General features: G+C 56.1%; 19 protein-coding genes. 8 read left to right on the forward strand and 11 right to left on the reverse strand.

Annotation, left to right across the window (positions count from 1 at the left end; genetic code table 11):
* Nucleotides 1-22: 22 nt before the first annotated feature.
* From B9Y90_RS15090 to ghrB, 5 genes are all read left to right on the forward strand, one after another.
* On the forward strand, nucleotides 23-1042 hold the full coding sequence (locus B9Y90_RS15090) for a LacI family DNA-binding transcriptional regulator (protein ID WP_085541707.1): 1020 nt from the start codon (nucleotides 23-25) through the stop codon (nucleotides 1040-1042).
* Between the two features lie 113 nt (nucleotides 1043-1155).
* A complete protein-coding gene (locus B9Y90_RS15095) occupies nucleotides 1156-1905 on the forward strand; it encodes a sugar phosphate isomerase/epimerase family protein (protein WP_039288993.1) in 750 nt (249 codons plus the stop codon).
* 2 nt (nucleotides 1906-1907) lie between these two features.
* Entirely contained in the window at nucleotides 1908-2843 is a 936-nt protein-coding gene (locus B9Y90_RS15100; protein WP_085541708.1) for a sugar kinase, read from the forward strand.
* A gap of 68 nt (nucleotides 2844-2911) precedes the next feature.
* On the forward strand, nucleotides 2912-4195 hold the full coding sequence (locus B9Y90_RS15105; RefSeq protein WP_085541709.1) for an MFS transporter: 1284 nt from the start codon (nucleotides 2912-2914) through the stop codon (nucleotides 4193-4195).
* A 56-nt stretch (nucleotides 4196-4251) separates the two neighbouring features.
* Nucleotides 4252-5226, forward strand: coding sequence for a glyoxylate/hydroxypyruvate reductase GhrB (gene ghrB / locus B9Y90_RS15110; protein WP_085541710.1), 975 nt, complete (start codon nucleotides 4252-4254; stop codon nucleotides 5224-5226).
* A 23-nt stretch (nucleotides 5227-5249) separates the two neighbouring features.
* On the opposite strand, the gene B9Y90_RS15115 is transcribed toward ghrB, so the two are convergent.
* From B9Y90_RS15115 to B9Y90_RS15125, 3 genes are all read right to left on the reverse strand, one after another.
* A complete protein-coding gene (locus B9Y90_RS15115) occupies nucleotides 5250-5594 on the reverse strand; it encodes a hypothetical protein (RefSeq protein WP_039289000.1) in 345 nt (114 codons plus the stop codon).
* 15 nt (nucleotides 5595-5609) lie between these two features.
* The gene (locus tag B9Y90_RS15120; protein WP_085541711.1) at nucleotides 5610-5879 is read right to left on the reverse strand and encodes a hypothetical protein; all 270 of its coding nucleotides are present in this window, start codon (nucleotides 5877-5879) and stop codon (nucleotides 5610-5612) included.
* Between the two features lie 145 nt (nucleotides 5880-6024).
* On the reverse strand, nucleotides 6025-6735 hold the full coding sequence (locus tag B9Y90_RS15125) for a DUF3053 domain-containing protein (protein ID WP_039296391.1): 711 nt from the start codon (nucleotides 6733-6735) through the stop codon (nucleotides 6025-6027).
* A 390-nt stretch (nucleotides 6736-7125) separates the two neighbouring features.
* On the opposite strand from B9Y90_RS15125, the gene B9Y90_RS15130 reads away from it, so the two are divergent.
* Nucleotides 7126-7413, forward strand: coding sequence for an HTH-type transcriptional regulator (locus tag B9Y90_RS15130; RefSeq protein ID WP_039289003.1), 288 nt, complete (start codon nucleotides 7126-7128; stop codon nucleotides 7411-7413).
* Between the two features lie 64 nt (nucleotides 7414-7477).
* Here B9Y90_RS15130 and tcp read toward each other — a convergent pair whose 3' ends face one another.
* The 4 genes from tcp to B9Y90_RS15150 all read right to left on the reverse strand — a co-directional run bounded on the left by tcp (nucleotide 7478) and on the right by B9Y90_RS15150 (nucleotide 12751).
* On the reverse strand, nucleotides 7478-9139 hold the full coding sequence (tcp, locus tag B9Y90_RS15135) for a methyl-accepting chemotaxis citrate transducer (RefSeq protein ID WP_085541712.1): 1662 nt from the start codon (nucleotides 9137-9139) through the stop codon (nucleotides 7478-7480).
* 171 nt (nucleotides 9140-9310) lie between these two features.
* Nucleotides 9311-11380: a glycine--tRNA ligase subunit beta gene (gene glyS / locus B9Y90_RS15140; RefSeq protein ID WP_039289007.1), complete on the reverse strand. Its 2070-nt coding sequence runs from the start codon at nucleotides 11378-11380 to the stop codon at nucleotides 9311-9313.
* 9 nt (nucleotides 11381-11389) lie between these two features.
* Nucleotides 11390-12301 (reverse strand): glycine--tRNA ligase subunit alpha, encoded by a 912-nt coding sequence (glyQ, locus tag B9Y90_RS15145; protein ID WP_016538773.1) that lies wholly within the window; start codon nucleotides 12299-12301, stop codon nucleotides 11390-11392.
* Nucleotides 12302-12409: 108 nt separating this feature from the next.
* Nucleotides 12410-12751 carry a YsaB family lipoprotein gene (locus B9Y90_RS15150; RefSeq protein WP_441302656.1) on the reverse strand — a complete coding sequence of 114 codons (342 nt, stop codon included), beginning with the start codon at nucleotides 12749-12751 and terminating at the stop codon, nucleotides 12410-12412.
* A gap of 145 nt (nucleotides 12752-12896) precedes the next feature.
* Here B9Y90_RS15150 and B9Y90_RS15155 point away from each other — a divergent pair, with 145 nt between their 5' ends.
* Complete coding sequence (locus B9Y90_RS15155) at nucleotides 12897-13892, forward strand: acyltransferase (protein ID WP_085541713.1); 996 nt, start codon at nucleotides 12897-12899, stop codon at nucleotides 13890-13892.
* On the opposite strand, the gene B9Y90_RS15160 is transcribed toward B9Y90_RS15155, so the two are convergent.
* From B9Y90_RS15160 to xylA, 4 genes are all read right to left on the reverse strand, one after another.
* Complete coding sequence (locus B9Y90_RS15160; RefSeq protein WP_085541714.1) at nucleotides 13889-14812, reverse strand: GlxA family transcriptional regulator; 924 nt, start codon at nucleotides 14810-14812, stop codon at nucleotides 13889-13891. The genes B9Y90_RS15155 and B9Y90_RS15160 overlap by 4 nt on opposite strands.
* On the reverse strand, nucleotides 14809-15351 hold the full coding sequence (locus B9Y90_RS15165) for an isochorismatase family protein (RefSeq protein ID WP_085541715.1): 543 nt from the start codon (nucleotides 15349-15351) through the stop codon (nucleotides 14809-14811). Before B9Y90_RS15165 ends, B9Y90_RS15160 begins: the two co-directional genes overlap by 4 nt.
* 262 nt (nucleotides 15352-15613) lie before the next feature.
* Entirely contained in the window at nucleotides 15614-17068 is a 1455-nt protein-coding gene (gene xylB / locus B9Y90_RS15170) for a xylulokinase (RefSeq protein WP_085541716.1), read from the reverse strand.
* Between the two features lie 45 nt (nucleotides 17069-17113).
* Nucleotides 17114-18436, reverse strand: a complete 1323-nt coding sequence (xylA, locus tag B9Y90_RS15175) for a xylose isomerase (RefSeq protein WP_085541717.1) — start codon at nucleotides 18434-18436, stop codon at nucleotides 17114-17116.
* A 369-nt stretch (nucleotides 18437-18805) separates the two neighbouring features.
* Between xylA and xylF the strand changes: the two genes are divergently transcribed.
* Entirely contained in the window at nucleotides 18806-19798 is a 993-nt protein-coding gene (gene xylF, locus B9Y90_RS15180) for a D-xylose ABC transporter substrate-binding protein (protein WP_039289026.1), read from the forward strand.
* Nucleotides 19799-19807 lie beyond the last annotated feature (9 nt).

Consider the following 19807-nt stretch of genomic DNA (forward strand, 5'->3'; position numbering starts at 1 on the left):
GGTTACCCCTCTGGAGACGGCTATGAACGGCAAGGCAGCGCGCCCTACAATAAGCGATGTCGCGAAAGCGGCGAAGACAGGGAAGACCAGCGTTTCCCGCTACCTTAACGGCGAACAGAACGCGCTGTCTGACGATCTTCGTGGGCGCATTGAGCGCGCCATTGCCGAACTCGACTACCGCCCAAGCCAGATGGCACGAGGCCTCAAAAGAGGCCGTACCCGCCTTATCGGCCTGATCATTGCCGACATCACCAATCCCTATTCCGTCGACGTGCTGAGCGGCATAGAAGCCGCCTGCCGCGAGAAAGGCTTCACGCCGCTGGTGTGTAACACCAACAACGAAGTTGACCAGGAGCTGCACTACCTCGACCTGCTGCGCAGCTATCAGGTTGAAGGGATCGTGGTCAATGCTGTCGGGATGCGCGAAGAGGGGCTTAACCGTCTGCAGCAGTCCGCCCTGCCGATGGTGCTTATCGACCGCAAAATACCGGGTTTTGCCTGCGATATGGTCGGGCTGGACAATATTCAGGCCGCCACAAACGCGACGGAGCACCTGATTGAGCAGGGTTTCGAAGCCCTGCTGTTCCTGAGCGAACCGCTTGGCATGGTGAACACCCGACATGAAAGATTACGCGCATTTCGCAGCACGCTTGAGCGATATCCCGGCATAATTGCCGAAAATGCAGAAACACCATTACACGAAGCCGGGCTAATAGAAAACACGCTACGTCAGTTCCACGCCAACAACCGCGGAATGCGCAAAGCGGTGATCTCCGCCAACGGCGCGCTAACGCTGCAGGTTGCCCGCGCAATGCGCCGCCTCGGCCTGAGCTGGGGCAGCGATATCGGCCTGCTGGGGTTTGATGAGCTGGAGTGGGCAGAGCTTGCCGGCGTCGGCATTACCACCCTGAAACAGCCGACCTGGCAGATAGGCTACGCCGCGCTGGAGCAGGTGGTGAGGCGCATTGAAGGCACCGCTGAAACCGTGCGTGAACAGCTATTCTCCGGCGAGCTTATCGTGCGCGGCTCCACCTCCCGCTAAATCTTTTGTTCGTGATGGCGCTCAAAAATTGGCAAGCATGATCTTTTCTTTGGAACCGGTTCCATCTAGCGTAAATAACATCTGTCGTTCGTTGTTATCGCCTGGAGACCGCCATGCCGCGAAAAATTATCGTCGTCACCGCCGCTTACGGCCACGACCGCCTTGCCGCCCTGGGTGGCCAGCAGGCGGTGCTGCCAATCATTGCTGAAGCGGGGGCCGACGGCGTCGAAATCCGCCGCGAACTGTTTACCGACACGCAGCTGGATTTTCTGTCCGGCGTGGCCGGAGAAATTACCCAGCACGGGCTTGAGGCCTGCTATTCCGCGCCGGAGCCGCTGTTCACCGGCGACGGCAAACTAAACCCGATAATCCCCTCGCTCCTGCAGGAAGCCCACCAGCTAAATGCCCGCTGGCTCAAGCTCTCTCTCGGGCAGTTCAACACCGCCCGGGCATTCGACACGCTGAAACAGTGGCTGAGCGAAAGCCCCGTTGCGCTGGTGGTGGAGAACGACCAAACCGACAGCGGCAAACTCGCGCCGATGCAGCGCTTCCAGGCCGCCTGCGGCGTTCACAACCTGCCGGTGACGCTCACTTTCGACATGGCTAACTGGCTTTGGGTGGATGATTCTCCGCAGCAGGCCGCCCGCGCGTTGGCACCTTCCGTAAGCTACATCCACGTCAAAACAGCGGTCGCCCAGCATAACCGCTACCGCGCTGTGGCGCTGGACGATGCCAGTTCAGACTGGAAAGGGCTGCTGAATATGCTGCCGCCAGATGCCCCACGCGGCATTGAGTTTCCACTGGAAGGGCGGGACCTGGTCGCGGTTACCCGGCATTACGTCAATCTTTTACGCGAGGAATAACCATGCATCAGCTGGATGTCATCACGATAGGTGAAGCGATGGCGATGTTTGTCGCCAGCGAAACCGGCGACCTTGCCGCCGCCGAACATTTTGTGAAACGCGCGGCTGGCGCGGAGTTAAATGTCGCCACGGGGCTGGCTCGCCTGGGCCTGAACGTGGGCTGGGTGAGCCGCGTGGGCAACGACTCCTTTGGCCGCTACGTGCTGCAACAGCTGGCGAAAGAAAACATCGACAGCCACGGTGTTACCGTCGATGAGCAATATCGCACCGGCTTTCAGCTCAAATCCAAAGTCGAAGATGGAACCGATCCCATCGTGGAATATTTCCGTAAAGGCTCCGCCGCCAGCCACCTTTCGGTGGCCGATTTCAACGAGGCGTATTTCCTCTCGGCACGCCATCTGCACCTGAGCGGCGTGGCGGCGGCGCTCTCTGACACTTCTCTGGCGCTGCTAAACCACGCGGCAAAAACGATGAAACAGCAGGGCAAAACGCTCTCCTTCGATCCAAATCTGCGCCCGGTGCTGTGGCGCAGCGAAGCCGAAATGGTGAAACAACTTAATCAGCTGGCGTTCCAGGCCGACTGGGTGCTGCCCGGCGTAAAAGAAGGCATTGTGCTTACCGGTCAAAACACGCCTGAAGGGATCGCCGATTTTTATCTGCATCAGGGCGTGAAGGTCGTAGTGCTAAAAACCGGCGCAGACGGTGCCTGGTATAAAACCGCAGACGGCGAGAAAGGCGCGGTCGCGGCGGTAAAAGTGGAAAACGTAGTGGACACCGTAGGGGCCGGGGACGGCTTTGCGGTCGGGGTGATCAGCGCCCTGCTGGAAGGGAAATCTTTGCATCAGGCCGTCAGCCGGGGCAACAAAATCGGCTCACTGGCAATACAGGTCATCGGTGACAGCGAAGGGCTACCGACCCGAAGCGCACTGGGCGAATAACGCAAAATCCATCGCTCTGTCCCCTACAAACAAAGCGATACGGTTAACCTCAAGATAGAGGCACTCTCATGAAAAACCAGACAATCGCGCCAAAGCGCTGGTGGTACATCATGCCTATCGTGTTTATCACGTATAGCCTGGCTTACCTCGACCGCGCCAATTTCAGCTTCGCCTCCGCCGCAGGCATCAACGATGACCTCGGCATCACCAAAGGCATTTCCTCGCTGTTGGGAGCGCTGTTCTTCCTCGGCTACTTCTTCTTCCAGATCCCCGGGGCAATGTACGCCGAGCGCCGCAGCGTGCGTAAGCTTATTTTCGTCTGCCTGATTCTGTGGGGCGGCTGCGCCTCGCTGACCGGCGTGGTGAGCAACATTCCAATGCTGGCCGCCATCCGCTTTGTGCTCGGCGTGGTTGAAGCGGCGGTGATGCCAGCGATGCTGATTTACATCAGCAACTGGTTTACCAAATCCGAACGCTCCCGCGCCAATACCTTCCTGATCCTCGGCAATCCGGTGACCGTGCTGTGGATGTCGGTGGTTTCCGGCTACCTGATTCAGGCGTTCGGCTGGCGCGAAATGTTTATCATCGAAGGGATCCCGGCGGTTATCTGGGCGTTTGCCTGGTGGATGCTGGTCAAAGATAAACCTGCCCAGGTGGGCTGGCTGTCGGACAGTGAAAAATCCGCACTGCAGGCGCAGTTACAGAAAGAGCAGGAAGGCATCAAAGCCGTGCGTAACTACAGTGAAGCCTTCCGGTCACGTAACGTGGTTATTCTGTGTATGCAGTATTTTGCCTGGAGCATCGGCGTGTACGGTTTCGTGCTGTGGCTGCCGTCGATTATCCGCAGCGCAGGCGCGGCTGGCATGGGAATGGTGGAGGTCGGCTGGCTCTCTTCCGTGCCTTATCTGGCAGCGACTATCTCGATGATCGCCGTCTCCTGGGCATCGGACAAAATGCAAAACCGGAAGCTGTTCGTCTGGCCACTGCTGCTGATTGGCGCCCTGGCATTCCTGGGCTCATGGCTGGTCGGCGCCAACCATTTCTGGGTGTCCTATACGCTACTGGTGATTGCCGGGGCCGCGATGTACGCCCCTTATGGTCCCTTCTTCGCCATTATCCCGGAGATGCTGCCGAAGAACGTTGCCGGCGGCGCGATGGCCTTAATCAACAGCATGGGCGCGCTGGGCTCCTTCGTCGGCTCCTGGTTTGTGGGCTACCTGAACGGTGCCACGGGCAACCCGGCAGCGTCCTATGTCTTTATGGGGCTGGCGCTGCTCGCCTCGGTATGGCTTACTCTGATTGTGAAGCCTGCTAATCATCAACAAATTCCGTCCGGCGCACATCACGCCTGACCCCGCGCCGGGCGCTCTGTCGCCCGGTTCGCGTTTAACCGAAAACGGAGAATCTCATGAAGCCGTCCGTCATCCTCTACAAGGCGCTGCCTGACAACCTGCTGTCCCGGCTTGAAAGCCACTTTACCGTCACCCAGCTTGACGATATCAGCCCGGAAACCGTGCAAGCGAACGCAGCGCTGTTTGCCAATGCGGAAGGTATCCTGGGCTCCGGCGGCAAGGTCGACGCTGCGTTTCTCGCGAATACGCCAAAGCTGCGCGCGGCTTCTACCGTTTCTGTCGGCTACGATAACTTCCATGTGGACGCCCTTAACGAACGCGGCGTTGTGTTGATGCACACCCCGACGGTGCTGACCGAAACCGTCGCCGACACCGCCATGGCGCTGATCCTTTCCAGCGCACGCCGCGTGGTGGAAGTGGCCGAGCGCGTGAAGGTGGGCGAATGGCAAAGCAGTATTGGCGCTGACTGGTTTGGTATCGACGTGCATCATAAAACGCTCGGTATTCTGGGCATGGGGCGCATCGGCCTAGCGCTGGCGCAGCGCGCGCACTTCGGCTTCAGTATGCCAATTCTGTACAACGCCCGCCGCCAGCATAAAGAAGCGGAAGAGCGTTTTAACGCCCGATACTGCGACCTGGACACCCTGCTGGCCGAGTCTGATTTCGTTTGTATTCTGCTGCCGCTAAGCGACGAAACCCGCCACCTGATTGGCGCAGAGCAAATTGCGAAAATGAAATCTTCGGCCATTTTAATCAACGTCGGGCGCGGCCCGGTGGTGGACGAGAAAGCGCTGATTCAGGCGCTGGAAGAGGGAATAATTCACGCCGCCGGGCTGGACGTCTTCGAACAGGAACCGCTGCCGCTGGACTCCCCGCTGCTCGGCATGCCGAATGTGGTCGCCCTGCCGCACATCGGCTCCGCCACCCATGAAACCCGCTACGGCATGGCGGAATGCGCGGTGGAAAACCTGATTACCGCGCTGACCGGTAAAGTGGAAGTGAACTGCGTGAATCCTCAGGTGCTGAAATAGCTTATTCAGCGGGCCAGTAAAGGCTAGCCCGTCGAATAAATGACATTATGCCGGTATAAGGCGGACTCAAAGTCCTCCTTCATACTGGCATAAAGCAGAATCACCACCTGAGACGGATCGCCGTCATCATAAAAGCAGCGGTAGTCATTATCTGTATCCAGCCACTCCCGAATACGTATTCCTTTGTCGGCCAGAATACCATTAAACCGATAGCGGGCAGGATCGAGAGAAATGGCCGAGACCGAACGCAACAACAAATCATCAATGAGTTTTGCTGCTTCATTATTACCAATAAATTGTGCTTTAAAAAACTCAAGATCCTGGAGGCTGGTTACCGCCGTTTCTGCAAGGGTAATCGATCGACTCATCCCTGATGACCCCTCTTATTTCCTGGCCTGGCGCAGTTTTGCCAGCGTCTCATCAGGAGAGTATGTATTCCCGCTGACGGCTTCCTGCTTTGCCTTCATGATGAGCTTGAGTAATGCATTATTCTGGCGCTCCCTCATCTTCTCGGCTTCTTCAAGCTGGCGCTCTGCGGCCGTCTGAACATATAACTCTGCCACACCGTTTTTGGTGATCCACGCTCCCCCTTCAAAGATGCCGGGGGTGCTAAAGCTTTCACGCGCTGTTTTTTGCGACATTGTTTTAGGCATGGTTTCGCTCCAGTAACACAAGTGGCGTCTATTTTATGAGCAACGAAAGGAGAGGTCAAATTTAGCCTAAATTTGTCACCGTTTGCTGTCCATAAAAAAAGCGGAGTCGCCGTGAAGCGCTCCGCCTTTTCTTAGCCCATAAAACTTACTGCGTTGCAGTCTGCGCTGCGGCCCAGGCCTGAGTAAATGCCTGGTGCTGAGCGGACAGCGGGCCAATCAGCGAGTTGTACTGACTTGCCTGCTGGGAAGTCGGGAACTGAATTCCGCCGTTAGCAAAGCCAACCTGAGTTCCCTGCTGGGCGATAAAATCACCCACCTGCACCAGCTGCTGGGTCAGGGTCTGCGCGGCTGGGATCAGCGGCGCCATGGCATTCGCCGGGCCGGTGACGACTTTCTGGTAAACCTGATAGTAAACGGTTTTCAGATCGTCAGGCTGCTTCAGCGCTGCAAGCGCACCATCGGCCTGCATCTTGGCATTTTGAACCTGCTGACCCAAAACGTTCAGCGAACCGTTAGCCTGGCGCAGCGCGTCGCGCTGGGTCATGTAATCCTGCGGGGCGCGGATGCTATTCACGCTATCCACAACCGGCTTCATGCCTTCGTCCATTGCCTGGCTAACCTGCTGAGAAAAGCCGTACAGAATGGCGTAGTCAGAGACCAGCGGGCCAAATTGTTTTTTCTGATCGGACGTCAGCGTCGGCAGGCGATCGCCGCTACGCATAGCCGTGTTTTGCAGAAAATCGATGAACGCCTTACGCTGGTCGCCTTCTTTATCGAAGCAACCACTCAGGCTCACCACCATTAATAACGCCGCCAGCGGCGCAAACCAGCGAGACCAGGACTTACCTGTCGCCATCATTTCTACTCCTGTCACCAATGCACTACCTGGCAAATTGCCACCCAATAACGATGCTAAGAATAGTCCAACAGCCCTTCGCAAGATACCCTTTCGCAATAATCTCTTATGCTTCTTCCACAGGGGAAGAAAACGATCGAAAAGCCCTGTGGGACGCAGGCTGGCTTAGCTTGCTAAGGATTTGCATAACTATTTACACATTTATACTAATGCCCGCCATAAGAACCTTTTCAAGCGCTTACTTCGACTGGGTATTCAGCTGAAACGCATAAGCATTTTTCTCAGCACGTTTAGCCACTAACGTGATCCCACGCACGCTTTAAATCCAGCTACAGTTAATAAGCTTCTTTGCGTTCACGTTCTCGCTGTGTGATTTATGAGGAGTTCTCAATGGAATATAAAGATCCAATGATTGAGCTGCTTAGCAGTCTTGAGCAGATTGTTTTTAAAGATAATCAGGCCGTTAGCCTGAGTCAGAAACCCAGCGCCTTCTCGGAGTTTGAGCAGCTACGTAAAAGCACCGGACTAAAAATCGATGATTTTGCTCAGGCGATGGGGGTTAGCGTGACGATGGTGCAGGAATGGGAGTCCAGACGACTCAAGCCCTCCATCACCGAACTGAAATTAATGCGTCTGATTCAGGCCAACCCAGGCCTCAGTAAGCAGTTAATAAGCTAGAAAAACGTTGCGCCGTTAGAAAACAACCCCGCTATGACGCGGGGTTTGTCATTTCAGAGCCAGATTAAAACGTTTCCCAGTTTGCATCAGAGGCCGAGGCCGTTTGTGGTTTCAATGTCGCTGGCTGCGGGCGAAGTTTTTCCTGCACAGGCTCTACACGACGCCCGCCGGATTGCTGGAGCTGGAACACCGCCACCGCCAGACGCAACTCGCTCGCCTGATCTTCCAGCGCCGCCGCGGCAGAAGCGGACTCTTCCACCAGCGAGGCGTTCTGCTGGGTCACGCTGTCCATCTCAGATACCGCCTGCGCCACCTGCTCAATGCCTTTGCTTTGCTCTTCAGAGGCCGACGCGATTTCGCCCATGATGTCAGTCACGCGGGTGACCGCCGAAACGATCTCCTTCATGGTGGTGCCCGCTTCACGAACCTGGCTGGAGCCGGTATCGATGCGCGACACCGAGTTTTCAATCAGTACTTTAATCTCTTTCGCAGCCTGTGCGCTGCGGCTAGCCAGCGTTCTGACTTCTCCCGCAACCACGGCAAATCCACGCCCTTGCTCCCCCGCCCGGGCAGCTTCTACCGCGGCGTTCAGCGCCAGGATGTTGGTCTGGAAAGCAATGCTGTCGATAACGCTGGTGATATCCACGATTTTGCCGGAGCTTTCGGCGATTTCGTTCATGGTGCTGACCACGCTATCCACCACACGCCCACCTTTCTGCGCGGTTTCGGAGGCGTTTTTCGCCAGACCGGTGGCCTGACGAGCGTTATCGGTGTTCTGCTTCACGGTCGCGGTAAGCTGCTCCATGCTGGCCGCTGTCTCTTCCAGCGCTGCCGCCTGCTGCTCGGTGCGTGAGGAAAGATCGCTGCTGCCGGCAGAGATTTCGCTGGCACCGGTGTAAATAGAATCTGCATTGTCGCGCACCACGCTCACGGTCTTCGCCAGCGACTGCTGCATAGTTTTGAGCCCGGCAGAAAGGCGGCTCATTTCGCTGCGCCCTTCGGCGTCGATCGAGCGGGTTAAATCTCCCTCAGAGATCGCCTGAATATGCCCCATCACGTTTTTCAGCGGACGCAGCAGCACGCGCTGCAGGCCCAGCCAGATAACTACCAGCGCCGCGATGACAATCAGTAAAATGGTGCCCAGCGTCCAGAGCATACCTGTATAGCTGCTTTGGTTCTCCGCGCTGGCGGCCTTCAACAGTCGGGTGTTCTGCGTCAGCCACTGACCGTAAACGGCTTTGAAATCGTCCTGAGCCTGCTGGGCGTCGAGGTTGCCATAAGCCTGGTAGTTATCGGCCTTCAGAAACTCAATGGACTGGGCCATGACGTCGTGCATTTGCTTGAAGCTGGCCGCCGCTTTGTCGTCGAGGGCTTTATCCTGGCCCGGCACATCGTCGGAATCCATATAGCTGGAAAATTGCTTTTGCGCGTCGGCCAGCAGCACACCGGCATTCGCCAGCAGCTTGTTCATCGCCTCCAGTGAGGCAGGGTCGCGCTGATTTTTCAGGACGCGAATTGCCACGCGGTTGATCGTGACGCGGGTTTCAACCAGCGTCTGGAAGCTGCCGCCCAGCTGCTGCTGCTGGTAGTTCAGCAGGCCGGTATTCTGGAAGTTAAGGCGATCGCTGCTGACGGAGGAGTAGTACAGAGCCCCGGTCACCAGCAAGAGCACGCTGAAGATCCCCAGCGTGGTGATAATTCCGGTGATAACTTTGATATTTTTCATAGCGCCCAACGTTCCTGAGGTAATGGCCGATATGAGATATATCGGTTCGGCGCAGATTTCCCTTACCGCCCCTGGCGCGACTTTTTGTTAATCCATTGATATTTGAAAGTAAAAAAATCAACAAAAAACCCGCCGAAGCGGGTTTTGGGGTTTCTTCACAACACAACGCCATTACTGCAGCAGAGAGATATCCGCCACTTGCAGGAACAGCTCGCGCAGCTTGGTCAGCAGCGTCAGGCGGTTAATACGCAGATCTTTATCTTCCGCGTTTACCATCACCTTGTCGAAGAACTCATCCACCGGCTCGCGCAGGTTGGCCAGCTCTTCCAGAGCTTCCTGGTAACGGCCTTCGGCGAAGTACGGCTGCAGTTTATCGCGCAGCACGACGACGTTGGTCGCCAGACGAATTTCTTCAGCTTCTTTCAGCACGGTGGCCTGCACGGTGTCGTTCAGCACTTCGTCAGACTTGGCAAGAATGTTAGAAACACGCTTGTTAGCCGCCGCCAGAGACGCCGCCGCTTCCAGAGTACGGAAGTGGGAAACCGCCTTCATGCGAGCATCGAAGTCAGCCGGTTTGGTAGGACGACGCGCCAGAACAGCCTGGATGGTGTCAACCGCATGGCCTTCTTCCTGATACCAGGTACGGAAGCGGCCCAGCATGAAGTCGATAACTTCATCCACCACGTTGGTGTTGGTCAGCTTGCTGCCGTAGAGGCGAACCGCTTCTTCGGTCAGAGTCTGCAGATCCAGCGGCAGGTTTTTCTCCACGATAATACGCAACACGCCCAGCGCGGCGCGGCGCAGCGCGAACGGGTCTTTATCGCCTTTCGGATGCTGGCCAATACCAAAGATGCCCGCGAGGGTGTCCATCTTATCGGCAATCGCCACGGCACAGGCCACCAGGTTAGACGGCAGGGCATCACCCGCAAAGCGTGGCTGGTACTGCTCGTTCAGCGCAACCGCAACGTCTTCCGCTTCGCCGTCGTGGCGCGCGTAGTGCATGCCCATCACGCCCTGGGTGTCGGTAAACTCGAACACCATGTTGGTCATCAGGTCGCACTTAGACAGCAGGCCAGCGCGGGTCGCGTGGTTCACGTCGGCGCCAATCTGGCCCGCAATCCAGCCGGAAAGGGCTTCGATACGGTTGGTTTTGTCGCGCAGGGTACCCAGCTCTTTCTGGAACAGAACTGTTTCCAGACGCGGCAGGTTGTCTTCCAGGCGCTTTTTACGGTCGGTATTGAAGAAGAACTCGGCATCTGCGAGGCGCGGGCGAACCACCTTCTCGTTACCGGAGATGATCTGCACCGGGTCTTTGGACTCGATGTTCGCCACGAAGATAAAGTTCGGCAGCAGTTTGCCGTCGGCCGCGTAGACCGGGAAGTACTTCTGGTCACCCTTCATGGTGTAAACCAGCGCTTCGGCAGGCACGGCCAGGAATTTCTCTTCGAACTTCGCAGTCAGCACCACCGGCCATTCCACCAGCGAGGTAACTTCTTCCAGCAGGCTTTCGCTCAGGTCAGCCTGACCGCCGATTTTACGGGCAGCTTCTTCGGCATCACGTTTGATGGCGGCTTTACGCGCTTCGTAATCAGCAATGACTTTCCCGCGCTCCAGCAAGATCTGCGGATACTGGTCGGCATTGTCGATGGTGAACTCCGGCTCGCCCATAAAGCGGTGGCCGCGGATCACGCGAGCGGACTGAATGCCCAGAATAGTGGCAGGAATCAGTTCGTCACCCAGCAGCAGCGTCACGGTATGAATCGGGCGCACGAACTGGATATCGGACGCGCCCCAGCGCATCAGTTTAGGAATCGGCAGCTTCGCCAGAGAAGTGGCAATCATGTTTGGCAGCAGAGCCTGCACGCTTTCGCCCTTCACGTGGGCGCGGTACATCAGCCACTCGCCTTTGTCGGTAGCCAGACGCTCGGCCTGGTCAACGGTGATCCCGCAGCCACGAGCCCAGCCTTCGGCGGCTTTGCTTGGTTTGCCTTCAGCGTCGAACGCCGCAGACACCGCAGGGCCGCGTTTTTCAACTTCGCGATCCGGCTGTGAAGCCGCCAGATTAGCGATTTTCAGCGCCAGGCGACGCGGGGCAGCAAACCATTTTACTTCGCCGTGGGCGATGTTGGCTGCATCCAGCTCGGCGGTAACGTTGGCAGCGAAGGACTCAGCCAGGCTGCGCAAGGCTTTTGGTGGCAGCTCTTCAGTGCCGATCTCCACCAGAAAAGTTTTTTCAGACATGGCGGCCTCTTAGTTTTTCTTATTGCACATCGGGAAGCCAAGCGCTTCACGAGAAGCGTAGTAGGCTTCGGCCACGGCTTTGGTCAGGGTGCGAATGCGCAGGATATAGCGCTGGCGCTCGGTCACGGAAATGGCCTTGCGCGCATCCAGCAGGTTAAAGCTGTGAGCGGCTTTCAGAATACGTTCGTAGGCCGGGAGCGGCAGCGGAGTTTCCAGCGCCAGCAGCTGCTGGGCTTCTTTCTCGTACTGCTCGAAGCAGGTGAACAGGAAGTCCACGTCGGCGTATTCGAAGTTATAGGTGGACTGCTCCACTTCGTTCTGGTGGAACACATCGCCGTAGGTGGTTTTCCCCAGCGGGCCGTCGCTCCATACGAGGTCGTAAACGCTGTCTACGCCCTGGATGTACATGGCCAGGCGCTCTAAACCGTAGGTGATTTCGCCGGTCACCGGCTTACACTCCAGGCCGCCAACCTGCTGGAAGTAGGTGAACTGCGTCACTTCCATACCGTTAAGCCACACTTCCCAGCCCAGGCCCCACGCGCCAAGCGTTGGGTTTTCCCAGTTATCTTCCACGAAGCGAATATCATGAATCGTTGGATCCATACCCAGCTCTTTCAGCGACCCGAGGTACAGCTCCTGAATGTTGTCCGGGGAAGGCTTAATCACCACCTGGAACTGATAGTAGTGCTGTAAACGGTTCGGGTTTTCGCCATAGCGGCCATCGGTAGGACGGCGGGACGGCTGCACATAAGCGGTGGCCATTGGCTCCGGCCCTAAGGCACGCAGGCTGGTCATCGGGTGAGAGGTGCCTGCGCCTACTTCCATGTCCAAAGGTTGAACAATGGTGCAGCCCTGGCGAGCCCAGTAGTCCTGTAAGGTCAGGATCAGGCCTTGAAAGGTCTTGGTATCAAACTTTTGCATGTTGAATTCGCACGCGTTCGGTGGATTTAAGAGAAGCGGCCAGTATATACGCAAACGCGGTCGAGTTGTATCAACACGGCAACGGAACGGCCGTGAGGGAGAAAGGCGTCAGGTTGTTGCGCGTTGGTTGAGGTTTTCGCGGCTGGAAAGGTGTGAAAATTGACCGCTTTCGTCAAACGAACAGGTAAAGCCCTCTTTGCGGGCAGTGCTGCCCATCATTTCGTAGCTGGCCTGATACTGCTTAAAATCTGACAGATTAATGCGCTGCGGCTGGGTGTTGTAGCGATAAGCGGCTTGATTTTTACAGGCAAGCTCCATCTCCTCGGTGTGAACCATCGGGCGCAACTTCTGCGCAGCCTGACCTTCCTGAGATGGAGAACTGCAGGCGCTGAGCATTAACGCCAGAAAAGCGGTTAAGAGAAGCCTATTTTTTCTTTCTGCCATCATCATTCGCTACCAGTACGTTAAACTCGGTTTCTTATATCGACGCCTCGTGCAGCAGGCATTTTGCGAAGCCGCCACGGGGATAGCAAGATGCGCCGGGCAAACTCAGACATTTCCGGACACGGGTAAGCAAGCGGGTTCAGAGGAACGAATGCAGCAAAAAATAAACTGGATAGACAACCTTCGGGGCATCGCCTGCCTGATGGTGGTCATGATCCACACCACAACCTGGTACATCACGAATCCACACGCCGTCACCGCGTTTAGCTGGGATTTTTCAAACGTTCTGAACTCGGCTTCTCGCGTCAGCGTCCCGCTGTTTTTCATGATTTCCGGCTACCTGTTTTTTGGTGAACGCAGCGCGCAGCAGCGCCACTTTCTCCGGATAGCCAGCTGCCTGCTGTTTTATAGCGCCATTGCGCTGCTGTATATCTGGCTGTTTACCCCCATCAGCACCGGCCTTGCGCTGCGTTACATCCTGGTCAAGCCGGTGTTCTATCACCTGTGGTTCTTCTTCGCGATTATAGTGATTTATCTGCTTTCACCGCTGATACAGGTGAAGAAAGTCAGCGCGGTGACAATCCTGGGGCTGATGGTGCTGCTCGGCGTGGTGGCAAACCCCAACACGGTGCCGCAGACGTTGGGCAACATGCGCTGGATGCCCGTTAACCTCTACATCAACGGCGACACCTTCTATTACGTGCTTTACGGGCTGCTTGGCCGGGCGATTGGGATGCTCGATACCCAAAGAAAAGGCGTCAGCGGCCTGGCGGCCGGCCTGTTTGTAATTTGCGTCATCTCCATTGCGCTGGGCACTCATCGGCAGTTGGAAATCAACAAAAACTTCGCCGAAACCTTCTACGTCTACTGCGGCCCGCTGGTGTTTATCGCCGCCATCAGCCTGCTGGTTGTTGCCAAAAACTGCCTGAACCAGCGCCCGCTGCCGGGCCTGACGTTTATCTCACGCTACTCGCTAGGTATTTATGGGTTTCATGCGCTGATTATCCATTACCTGCGTACCCATAATATCGAGCTGACCCACTGGCCGGTGCTGGATATTATGTGGATCTTCGGTGCGACGCTGGCGGGCAGCCTGCTGCTGGCCTTTGGGGTAGGAAAACTCGACCGCAAAAAACTGGTGAGCTAAGCGTCGCGGCTCCGGCCCCTGGCCCGATGGAGCTGGCGCGGAGAGGAAAACCCGGCTGCGCTGGCCGCCTGTTCCATACGCTGCCCCTGCTGCAGCCGCTGTTCCGCTACCGCCAGCCGGAGCTGTTCCAGGTAGTCACGCACGGAAATGCCCAGGTGATGCTGAAAAAGACGGGATAAATGTCGGGGGCTGACGTGAACCCGGCTAGCAATTTCGGGGATCGGCCAGGCAGCCTCAGGCGCAGCCGAAAGCAGATCCTGCGCACGATGCACCGCCGGGTGAATGTGGTTTCGGTAACGTAGCCAGGGCGAAAGCTGCGGATCGTCGCCCGAGCGGCGGAACCAAACCACCATCTCCCTGGCAACATCCAGTGCCACCCGTGGACCGCAGTAGCGGTTAATCAAATGCAAAGCGAGATCGATCCCCGACGTAATCCCTGCGCTAGTCCAGATGCCCCGATCTTCCACAAAAATGCGGTTGTCTTTCACCTGCGCACCAGGCGCTGCGATTTTCAGTCGCTCAAGCACATCATGATGCGTTGTGCACTGAATGCCGTGCATCAAACCTGCACGGGCTGCCAGCAGCGCCCCGGAACAAACACACATCAAATTAAGCTGCTGGCTGTGGATTTGTGGCTGCAGGCGGGTTAACCAGCGTCGGACTTCTTCCGCCTGCGGCGTGGCAAAAAAGCGGTTTGAATCGCATACGCCGGGCAGCACCAGCAGGCTCCCGGCGGGAAGGGTTTCAGGTAACGGCTGAATGCCGCTGAACGTCAGGCCGATAGAGGTTTCGACCTCAGGGTCCGGGCCAATGTAGTGCAGGTCAAACGCGTTCTTCGCCAGCACCAGCGTTTCCGCCGGGCCGCTCAGATCGAGGGACAAAACTCCCGGCAGCACCACAAACCAGACCCCTACACTCATTCCAGCGACTCCAGGCACTCGGCTACAGTTTGAATTTCGGCGAACCGCCCTGCCAGCACGGTTTCTGTGCGGTGACGCAGGGTGGTGGCGTCCAGCGTAACGCCTTTCCAGGTCATCGGGAAGGTCAGCATTGCCTCGCTAACAAAAGAAACCCGGTAACCCAGATCGGATGCCACCCGCGTCGTGGTTTCGCAGCATTGCTCGGTGCGGATCCCACAGATAATCAGGTGGTTGATGTCTCTGGTACGGAGCCAATGATCCAGCCCGGTATCGGTGAACGCGTTGTGGACGTGTTTCTGGAAACTGACCGCTGGCTCGTGGCGTAAAAATGGCATCGGCGTAACAAACCCCGAAGCCAGCGAAAAGACATCGTCTTCGTCCACATGGAAGATATCCACCACGGGCACGCCTCTCTGCTGGCAGCCAGCAATAAGCGTCAGCATCGCCAGCTGGAACGCCGGGACATCGTCTTCCTGCCAGTAACTCCGGTGGAAGAAGGACTGCTGGGTATCAATATTGATCAGCGCTGAACGTGACATTTTCGGACTCCTTGTTGATGGGGTTGAAACCATTCTGACAAGGGATATAACGGATGCTAAGACCAAAAACGGACAGGATAGTGTTGGTTTGAGACGATGAACGGCTCGCTGTACGTCCGGCACATTCTTCAACCGCAATTTGTCCCCTCACCCTAACCCTCTCCCCGGAAGGGAGAGGGAATAAATCATGCCAACCTTAACTTGTGATCCCCCTCGCCCCCTTGGGGGGAGGGACGGGGTGAGGGGAAAGTGAACACGACACTCAGGACATCAGCGGCAGCAGCTGCTGATAAATCTGGTTAAAGACCTGGCGGCGCCCGGCATAGCGCTGGTGACGAGCCAAATCAGGCTGATGTCTTTGCTCCAGCGGCGGTTGAGGCAACAGAGCCTGTAAAGGCTGGCCCGGAGAAAGCGCAATTTGCGCCAGACGTGCCGCCCCAAGCGCAGGCCCAACATCACCGCCGGTGCGGTAATCCAGCACCTGGCCGCTGATATCCGCCAGCATTTGCCGCCAGTACGGACTGCGCGCGCCACCGCCAATCAACGTGATGCTGGCTGGCGTAATGCCGCATTCATGCACAACATCCATACCATCCGCCAGCGCATAACCCACACCTTCCAGCACTGCGCGGGCAAGCTCGGCGGGGCCGTGCTGATGGGTCAGGCCAAAAAAGGTGCCTTTAGCCTGCGGGTTATTATGCGGAGTCCGCTCCCCGGAAAGATAAGGCAGGAACCAAACCACGCCGGCGTCCGGATTTGCCTGCTCTGCCGCCGCTAATAGAGCCGGTACGCTGCCCAGGCCGGTGAGTTTAGCCGCCCAGTCAAGGCAAGAGGCCGCACTCAGCATCACAGACATTAAGTGCCAGCGGTTAGGTAACGCATGACAAAAACTGTGTACTGCGCTTTCCGGCCTGCTGCGGAAGCCGTCACTGACGGCAAAATAAACCCCGGATGTGCCGAGCGAGAGCATTGCCTGCCCGGCATCGACCATACCGACACCAATAGCCCCAGCGGCATTGTCACCTCCGCCCGCCACAACGGGTACCGCAGGCATTTTCCAGGCATCAGCAACTTCCCGCGTTAGCACGCTGGTGATTTCACTGCCCTCAAACAATTCAGGCATATGCCGCCGGGAAAGGCGACAGGCATCAAGCATCGTGTCGCTCCAGTCGCGTTTCGCCACATCCAGCCACATCGTGCCAGCCGAATCGGACATGTCGCTGGCAAATTCTCCGGTCATTCTCAGACGAAGATAGTCCTTCGGCAGCAGCACTTTATTGATTTGCGCAAAGATCTCCGGTTCATGACGTTCGACCCACAGAAGCTTAGGTGCGGTAAAGCCAGGCATCATCAGGTTACCGGTTATCGCTCGCGCCTCTTCCACGTTGCTTTCCAGCAGCGCACATTCCTCGCCGCTGCGGCCATCGTTCCAAAGGATAGCCGGGCGAAGTACGCGCTGTTTGCTGTCCAGCAACGTTGCACCATGCATCTGGCCAGCAAGTCCAATCGCTTTTACACCACTGAGTGAGTGTTCCGTGCCGAGCGCGCGCATCGCGCGATCGGTAGCCTGCCACCAGTGTTCGGGATCTTGCTCAGACCAAAGGGAATGAGGCCGGGATACGGTCAGCGGCTCGCTGCATGTAGCCATCACTTCACCTGCTTCACTGAGCAGGATTACCTTCACGCCCGAAGTGCCAAGATCGATGCCGATATACATGGTAGCTCCTTAATATCGCGCCGCTTTTCAGCGGCGCAGGCAAGTTTAGTTATCGAACAAATAGTGGTTAATCAGGTTTTCCAGCCGCTCCTGATGCCCGCTTTGATGCTGCGGGGCCAGCTTGTGCTGCTCAGCGTACTGCGCCAGCTGCGTGAGCGATATCTGCCCTTTAAGAATTTGCTGGCCCAGCTCACTATTCCACCCGGCGTAGCGTTTGGCGACACGTTTATCAAGCTCGCCGTCTTCAACCATGCGGGCAGCCACTTTCAGCGCCAGCGCCATCGTATCCATGGCGCCGATATGACCATAGAACAGGTCGTATTTGTCGGTACTCTGGCGGCGTACTTTGGCGTCGAAGTTCAGGCCACCGGTCGTGAATCCACCGGCTTTCAGGATCTCATACATCACCAGCGCGTTTTCCTCGACGCTGTTCGGGAACTGATCGGTATCCCAACCCAGTTGCGGATCGCCCCGGTTAGCATCCACCGAGCCAAAAATACCCAGCGCAATCGCGCTGGCGATTTCGTGGTGGAATGAGTGGCCGGCGAGCGTCGCGTGGTTAGCCTCAATGTTCACCTTTATCTCTTTTTCGAGACCAAACTGCTTCAGGAAGCCGTAGACCGTCGCCACGTCGTAATCGTACTGATGTTTGGTCGGTTCCTGCGGCTTCGGTTCGATAAGCAACGTGCCGCGGAAACCGATTTTATGCTTGTGCTCAACGACCATTTGCATAAAGCGCCCGATTTGCTCTCGCTCCTGCCGCAGGTCCGTATTCAGCAGGGTTTCATACCCTTCGCGCCCGCCCCACAGTACATAGTTTTCCCCGCCTAATTGATGCGTGGCGTTCATGGCCGTCACGACTTGCGTCGCTGCCCAGGTAAACACTTCAGGGTCGGGATTCGTCGCTGCTCCAGCGCCGTAGCGAGGGTGGGTAAAGCAGTTAGCCGTGCCCCACAGCAGCTTCACGCCACTGTCCTGCTGTTTTTGCGCCAGGACTTCCGTCATCTGTGCAAAATTGTTCAGGTATTCCTTCAGCGACGCGCCTTCCGGCGACACGTCAACATCATGAAAGCAGTAATACGGCACGCCCAGTTTCTGGAAAAACTCAAACGCCACATCAGCCTTGCGCTTCGCAAGCGCCATCGCGTCTCCGGCCTGCTGCCACGGGCGTTCAAACGCGCCGACACCGAACATATCCGCGCCCGTCCAGCAGAATGTGTGCCAGTAGCAGGCCGCAAAACGCAGATGCTCTTCCATGCGTTTTCCAAGAATTAAAGCATCCGGATCGTAGTGGCGGAACGCCAGTGGATTAGTGGTTTTAGGGCCTTCAAAACGCACGCGTTCGAGTTGGTCGAAATAAGCTTGCATAGTTAACTCCGTCATCAGAAAACTGCGGCAGGATAGCTGGTCAGCTCATCCTGAATTTTCCCTGACGGTTGCTCAATTACGTTATTTCACACTGGGATTGAGAGAATACTCAAATGTGCGTCACCTCGCAAAAAAAGAATAAAATAATAAATAAACATCGCGTAACTGCTTCCATAAATTAGTGCAACAGACTAGCCATTCAATATGAAATCAGATCGCCATCATAATTTTACGATTAAACAAAAAAACATAACGCGAAGATAAAAATCAGTAATTGATGCTTTCCCCCAGAGCGATAACAATTCAAACCGTCTGCTGATATGAATCATTCTTTACTCCGATAAGCCCTTTCCCGACAGGTAAAATAATATGAAGATAAAGAACCTCTTAGTCACGCTATGTGCCTCACTTATCCTTACCAGCGTAAGTGGCATCGCAAAAGAAGTGAAAATCGGTATGGCGATTGATGACCTTCGCCTCGAGCGCTGGCAGAAAGATCGCGATATTTTTGTGAAAAAAGCGGAATCGTTAGGCGCAAAAGTTTTTGTCCAGTCCGCCAATGGCAACGAAGAAACGCAGATGTCGCAAATTGAAAATATGATCAACCGCGGTGTTGATGTATTAGTGATTATTCCTTACAACGGCCAGGTATTAAGTAACGTGGTCGCAGAGGCTAAACGTGAAGGCATTAAAGTGCTCGCCTACGATCGCATGATTAATAATGCTGACATTGATTTCTATATTTCTTTCGACAATGAAAAAGTCGGTGAATTACAAGCAAAAAGCATCGTAAGCAAAGTGCCGCAAGGGAACTATTTCTTAATGGGTGGTTCACCAGTAGATAATAATGCGAAATTATTCCGCGCCGGGCAGATGAAAGTATTGAAACCTTATATCGACGAAGGAAAAATTAAAGTCGTCGGCGATCAGTGGGTTGACGGCTGGCTGCCAGAAAACGCGCTGAAGATTATGGAAAATGCCCTGACGGCAAACAATAACAAAATTGATGCCGTTGTCGCCTCTAACGACGCCACTGCGGGCGGCGCAATTCAGGCGTTAAGTGCGCAAGGGCTGGCGGGGAAAGTGGCTATTTCGGGTCAGGATGCCGATCTCGCGGGCATTAAACGCATTATTGCCGGCACACAAACGATGACCGTCTATAAACCGATTACCAAACTGGCGGACACCGCCGCTGAAATTGCCGTCGAACTGGGTGAAGGCAAACAGCCAGCCGCTGACGCCACACTAAATAATGGCCTCAAAGATGTCCCATCCCGTCTCTTAACACCTATTGAGGTAGAAAAAACCAATATCGACAGCACCGTCATTGCCGACGGTTTCCACAAAAAGAGCGATCTCTAGCCGCCAGGC

This window comes from Cedecea sp. NFIX57 (genome assembly GCF_900177785.1).
GTDB classification, from domain to species: Bacteria; Pseudomonadota; Gammaproteobacteria; order Enterobacterales; family Enterobacteriaceae; genus Cedecea; species Cedecea neteri_C.

Bases quoted from the DNA above. Each gene is read 5' to 3' on its own strand.
- B9Y90_RS15090 (WP_085541707.1), top strand. From the start codon at position 23: ATGAACGGCAAGGCAGCGCGCCCTACAATAAGCGATGTCGCGAAAGCG.
- B9Y90_RS15095 (WP_039288993.1), top strand. From the start codon at position 1,156: ATGCCGCGAAAAATTATCGTCGTCACCGCCGCTTACGGCCACGACCGC.
- B9Y90_RS15100 (WP_085541708.1), top strand. From the start codon at position 1,908: ATGCATCAGCTGGATGTCATCACGATAGGTGAAGCGATGGCGATGTTT.
- B9Y90_RS15105 (WP_085541709.1), top strand. From the start codon at position 2,912: ATGAAAAACCAGACAATCGCGCCAAAGCGCTGGTGGTACATCATGCCT.
- ghrB (WP_085541710.1), top strand. From the start codon at position 4,252: ATGAAGCCGTCCGTCATCCTCTACAAGGCGCTGCCTGACAACCTGCTG.
- B9Y90_RS15115 (WP_039289000.1), bottom strand. From the start codon at position 5,594: ATGAGTCGATCGATTACCCTTGCAGAAACGGCGGTAACCAGCCTCCAG.
- B9Y90_RS15120 (WP_085541711.1), bottom strand. From the start codon at position 5,879: ATGCCTAAAACAATGTCGCAAAAAACAGCGCGTGAAAGCTTTAGCACC.
- B9Y90_RS15125 (WP_039296391.1), bottom strand. From the start codon at position 6,735: ATGGCGACAGGTAAGTCCTGGTCTCGCTGGTTTGCGCCGCTGGCGGCG.
- B9Y90_RS15130 (WP_039289003.1), top strand. From the start codon at position 7,126: ATGGAATATAAAGATCCAATGATTGAGCTGCTTAGCAGTCTTGAGCAG.
- tcp (WP_085541712.1), bottom strand. From the start codon at position 9,139: ATGAAAAATATCAAAGTTATCACCGGAATTATCACCACGCTGGGGATC.
- glyS (WP_039289007.1), bottom strand. From the start codon at position 11,380: ATGTCTGAAAAAACTTTTCTGGTGGAGATCGGCACTGAAGAGCTGCCA.
- glyQ (WP_016538773.1), bottom strand. From the start codon at position 12,301: ATGCAAAAGTTTGATACCAAGACCTTTCAAGGCCTGATCCTGACCTTA.
- B9Y90_RS15150 (WP_441302656.1), bottom strand. From the start codon at position 12,751: ATGATGATGGCAGAAAGAAAAAATAGGCTTCTCTTAACCGCTTTTCTG.
- B9Y90_RS15155 (WP_085541713.1), top strand. From the start codon at position 12,897: ATGCAGCAAAAAATAAACTGGATAGACAACCTTCGGGGCATCGCCTGC.
- B9Y90_RS15160 (WP_085541714.1), bottom strand. From the start codon at position 14,812: ATGAGTGTAGGGGTCTGGTTTGTGGTGCTGCCGGGAGTTTTGTCCCTC.
- B9Y90_RS15165 (WP_085541715.1), bottom strand. From the start codon at position 15,351: ATGTCACGTTCAGCGCTGATCAATATTGATACCCAGCAGTCCTTCTTC.
- xylB (WP_085541716.1), bottom strand. From the start codon at position 17,068: ATGTATATCGGCATCGATCTTGGCACTTCGGGCGTGAAGGTAATCCTG.
- xylA (WP_085541717.1), bottom strand. From the start codon at position 18,436: ATGCAAGCTTATTTCGACCAACTCGAACGCGTGCGTTTTGAAGGCCCT.
- xylF (WP_039289026.1), top strand. From the start codon at position 18,806: ATGAAGATAAAGAACCTCTTAGTCACGCTATGTGCCTCACTTATCCTT.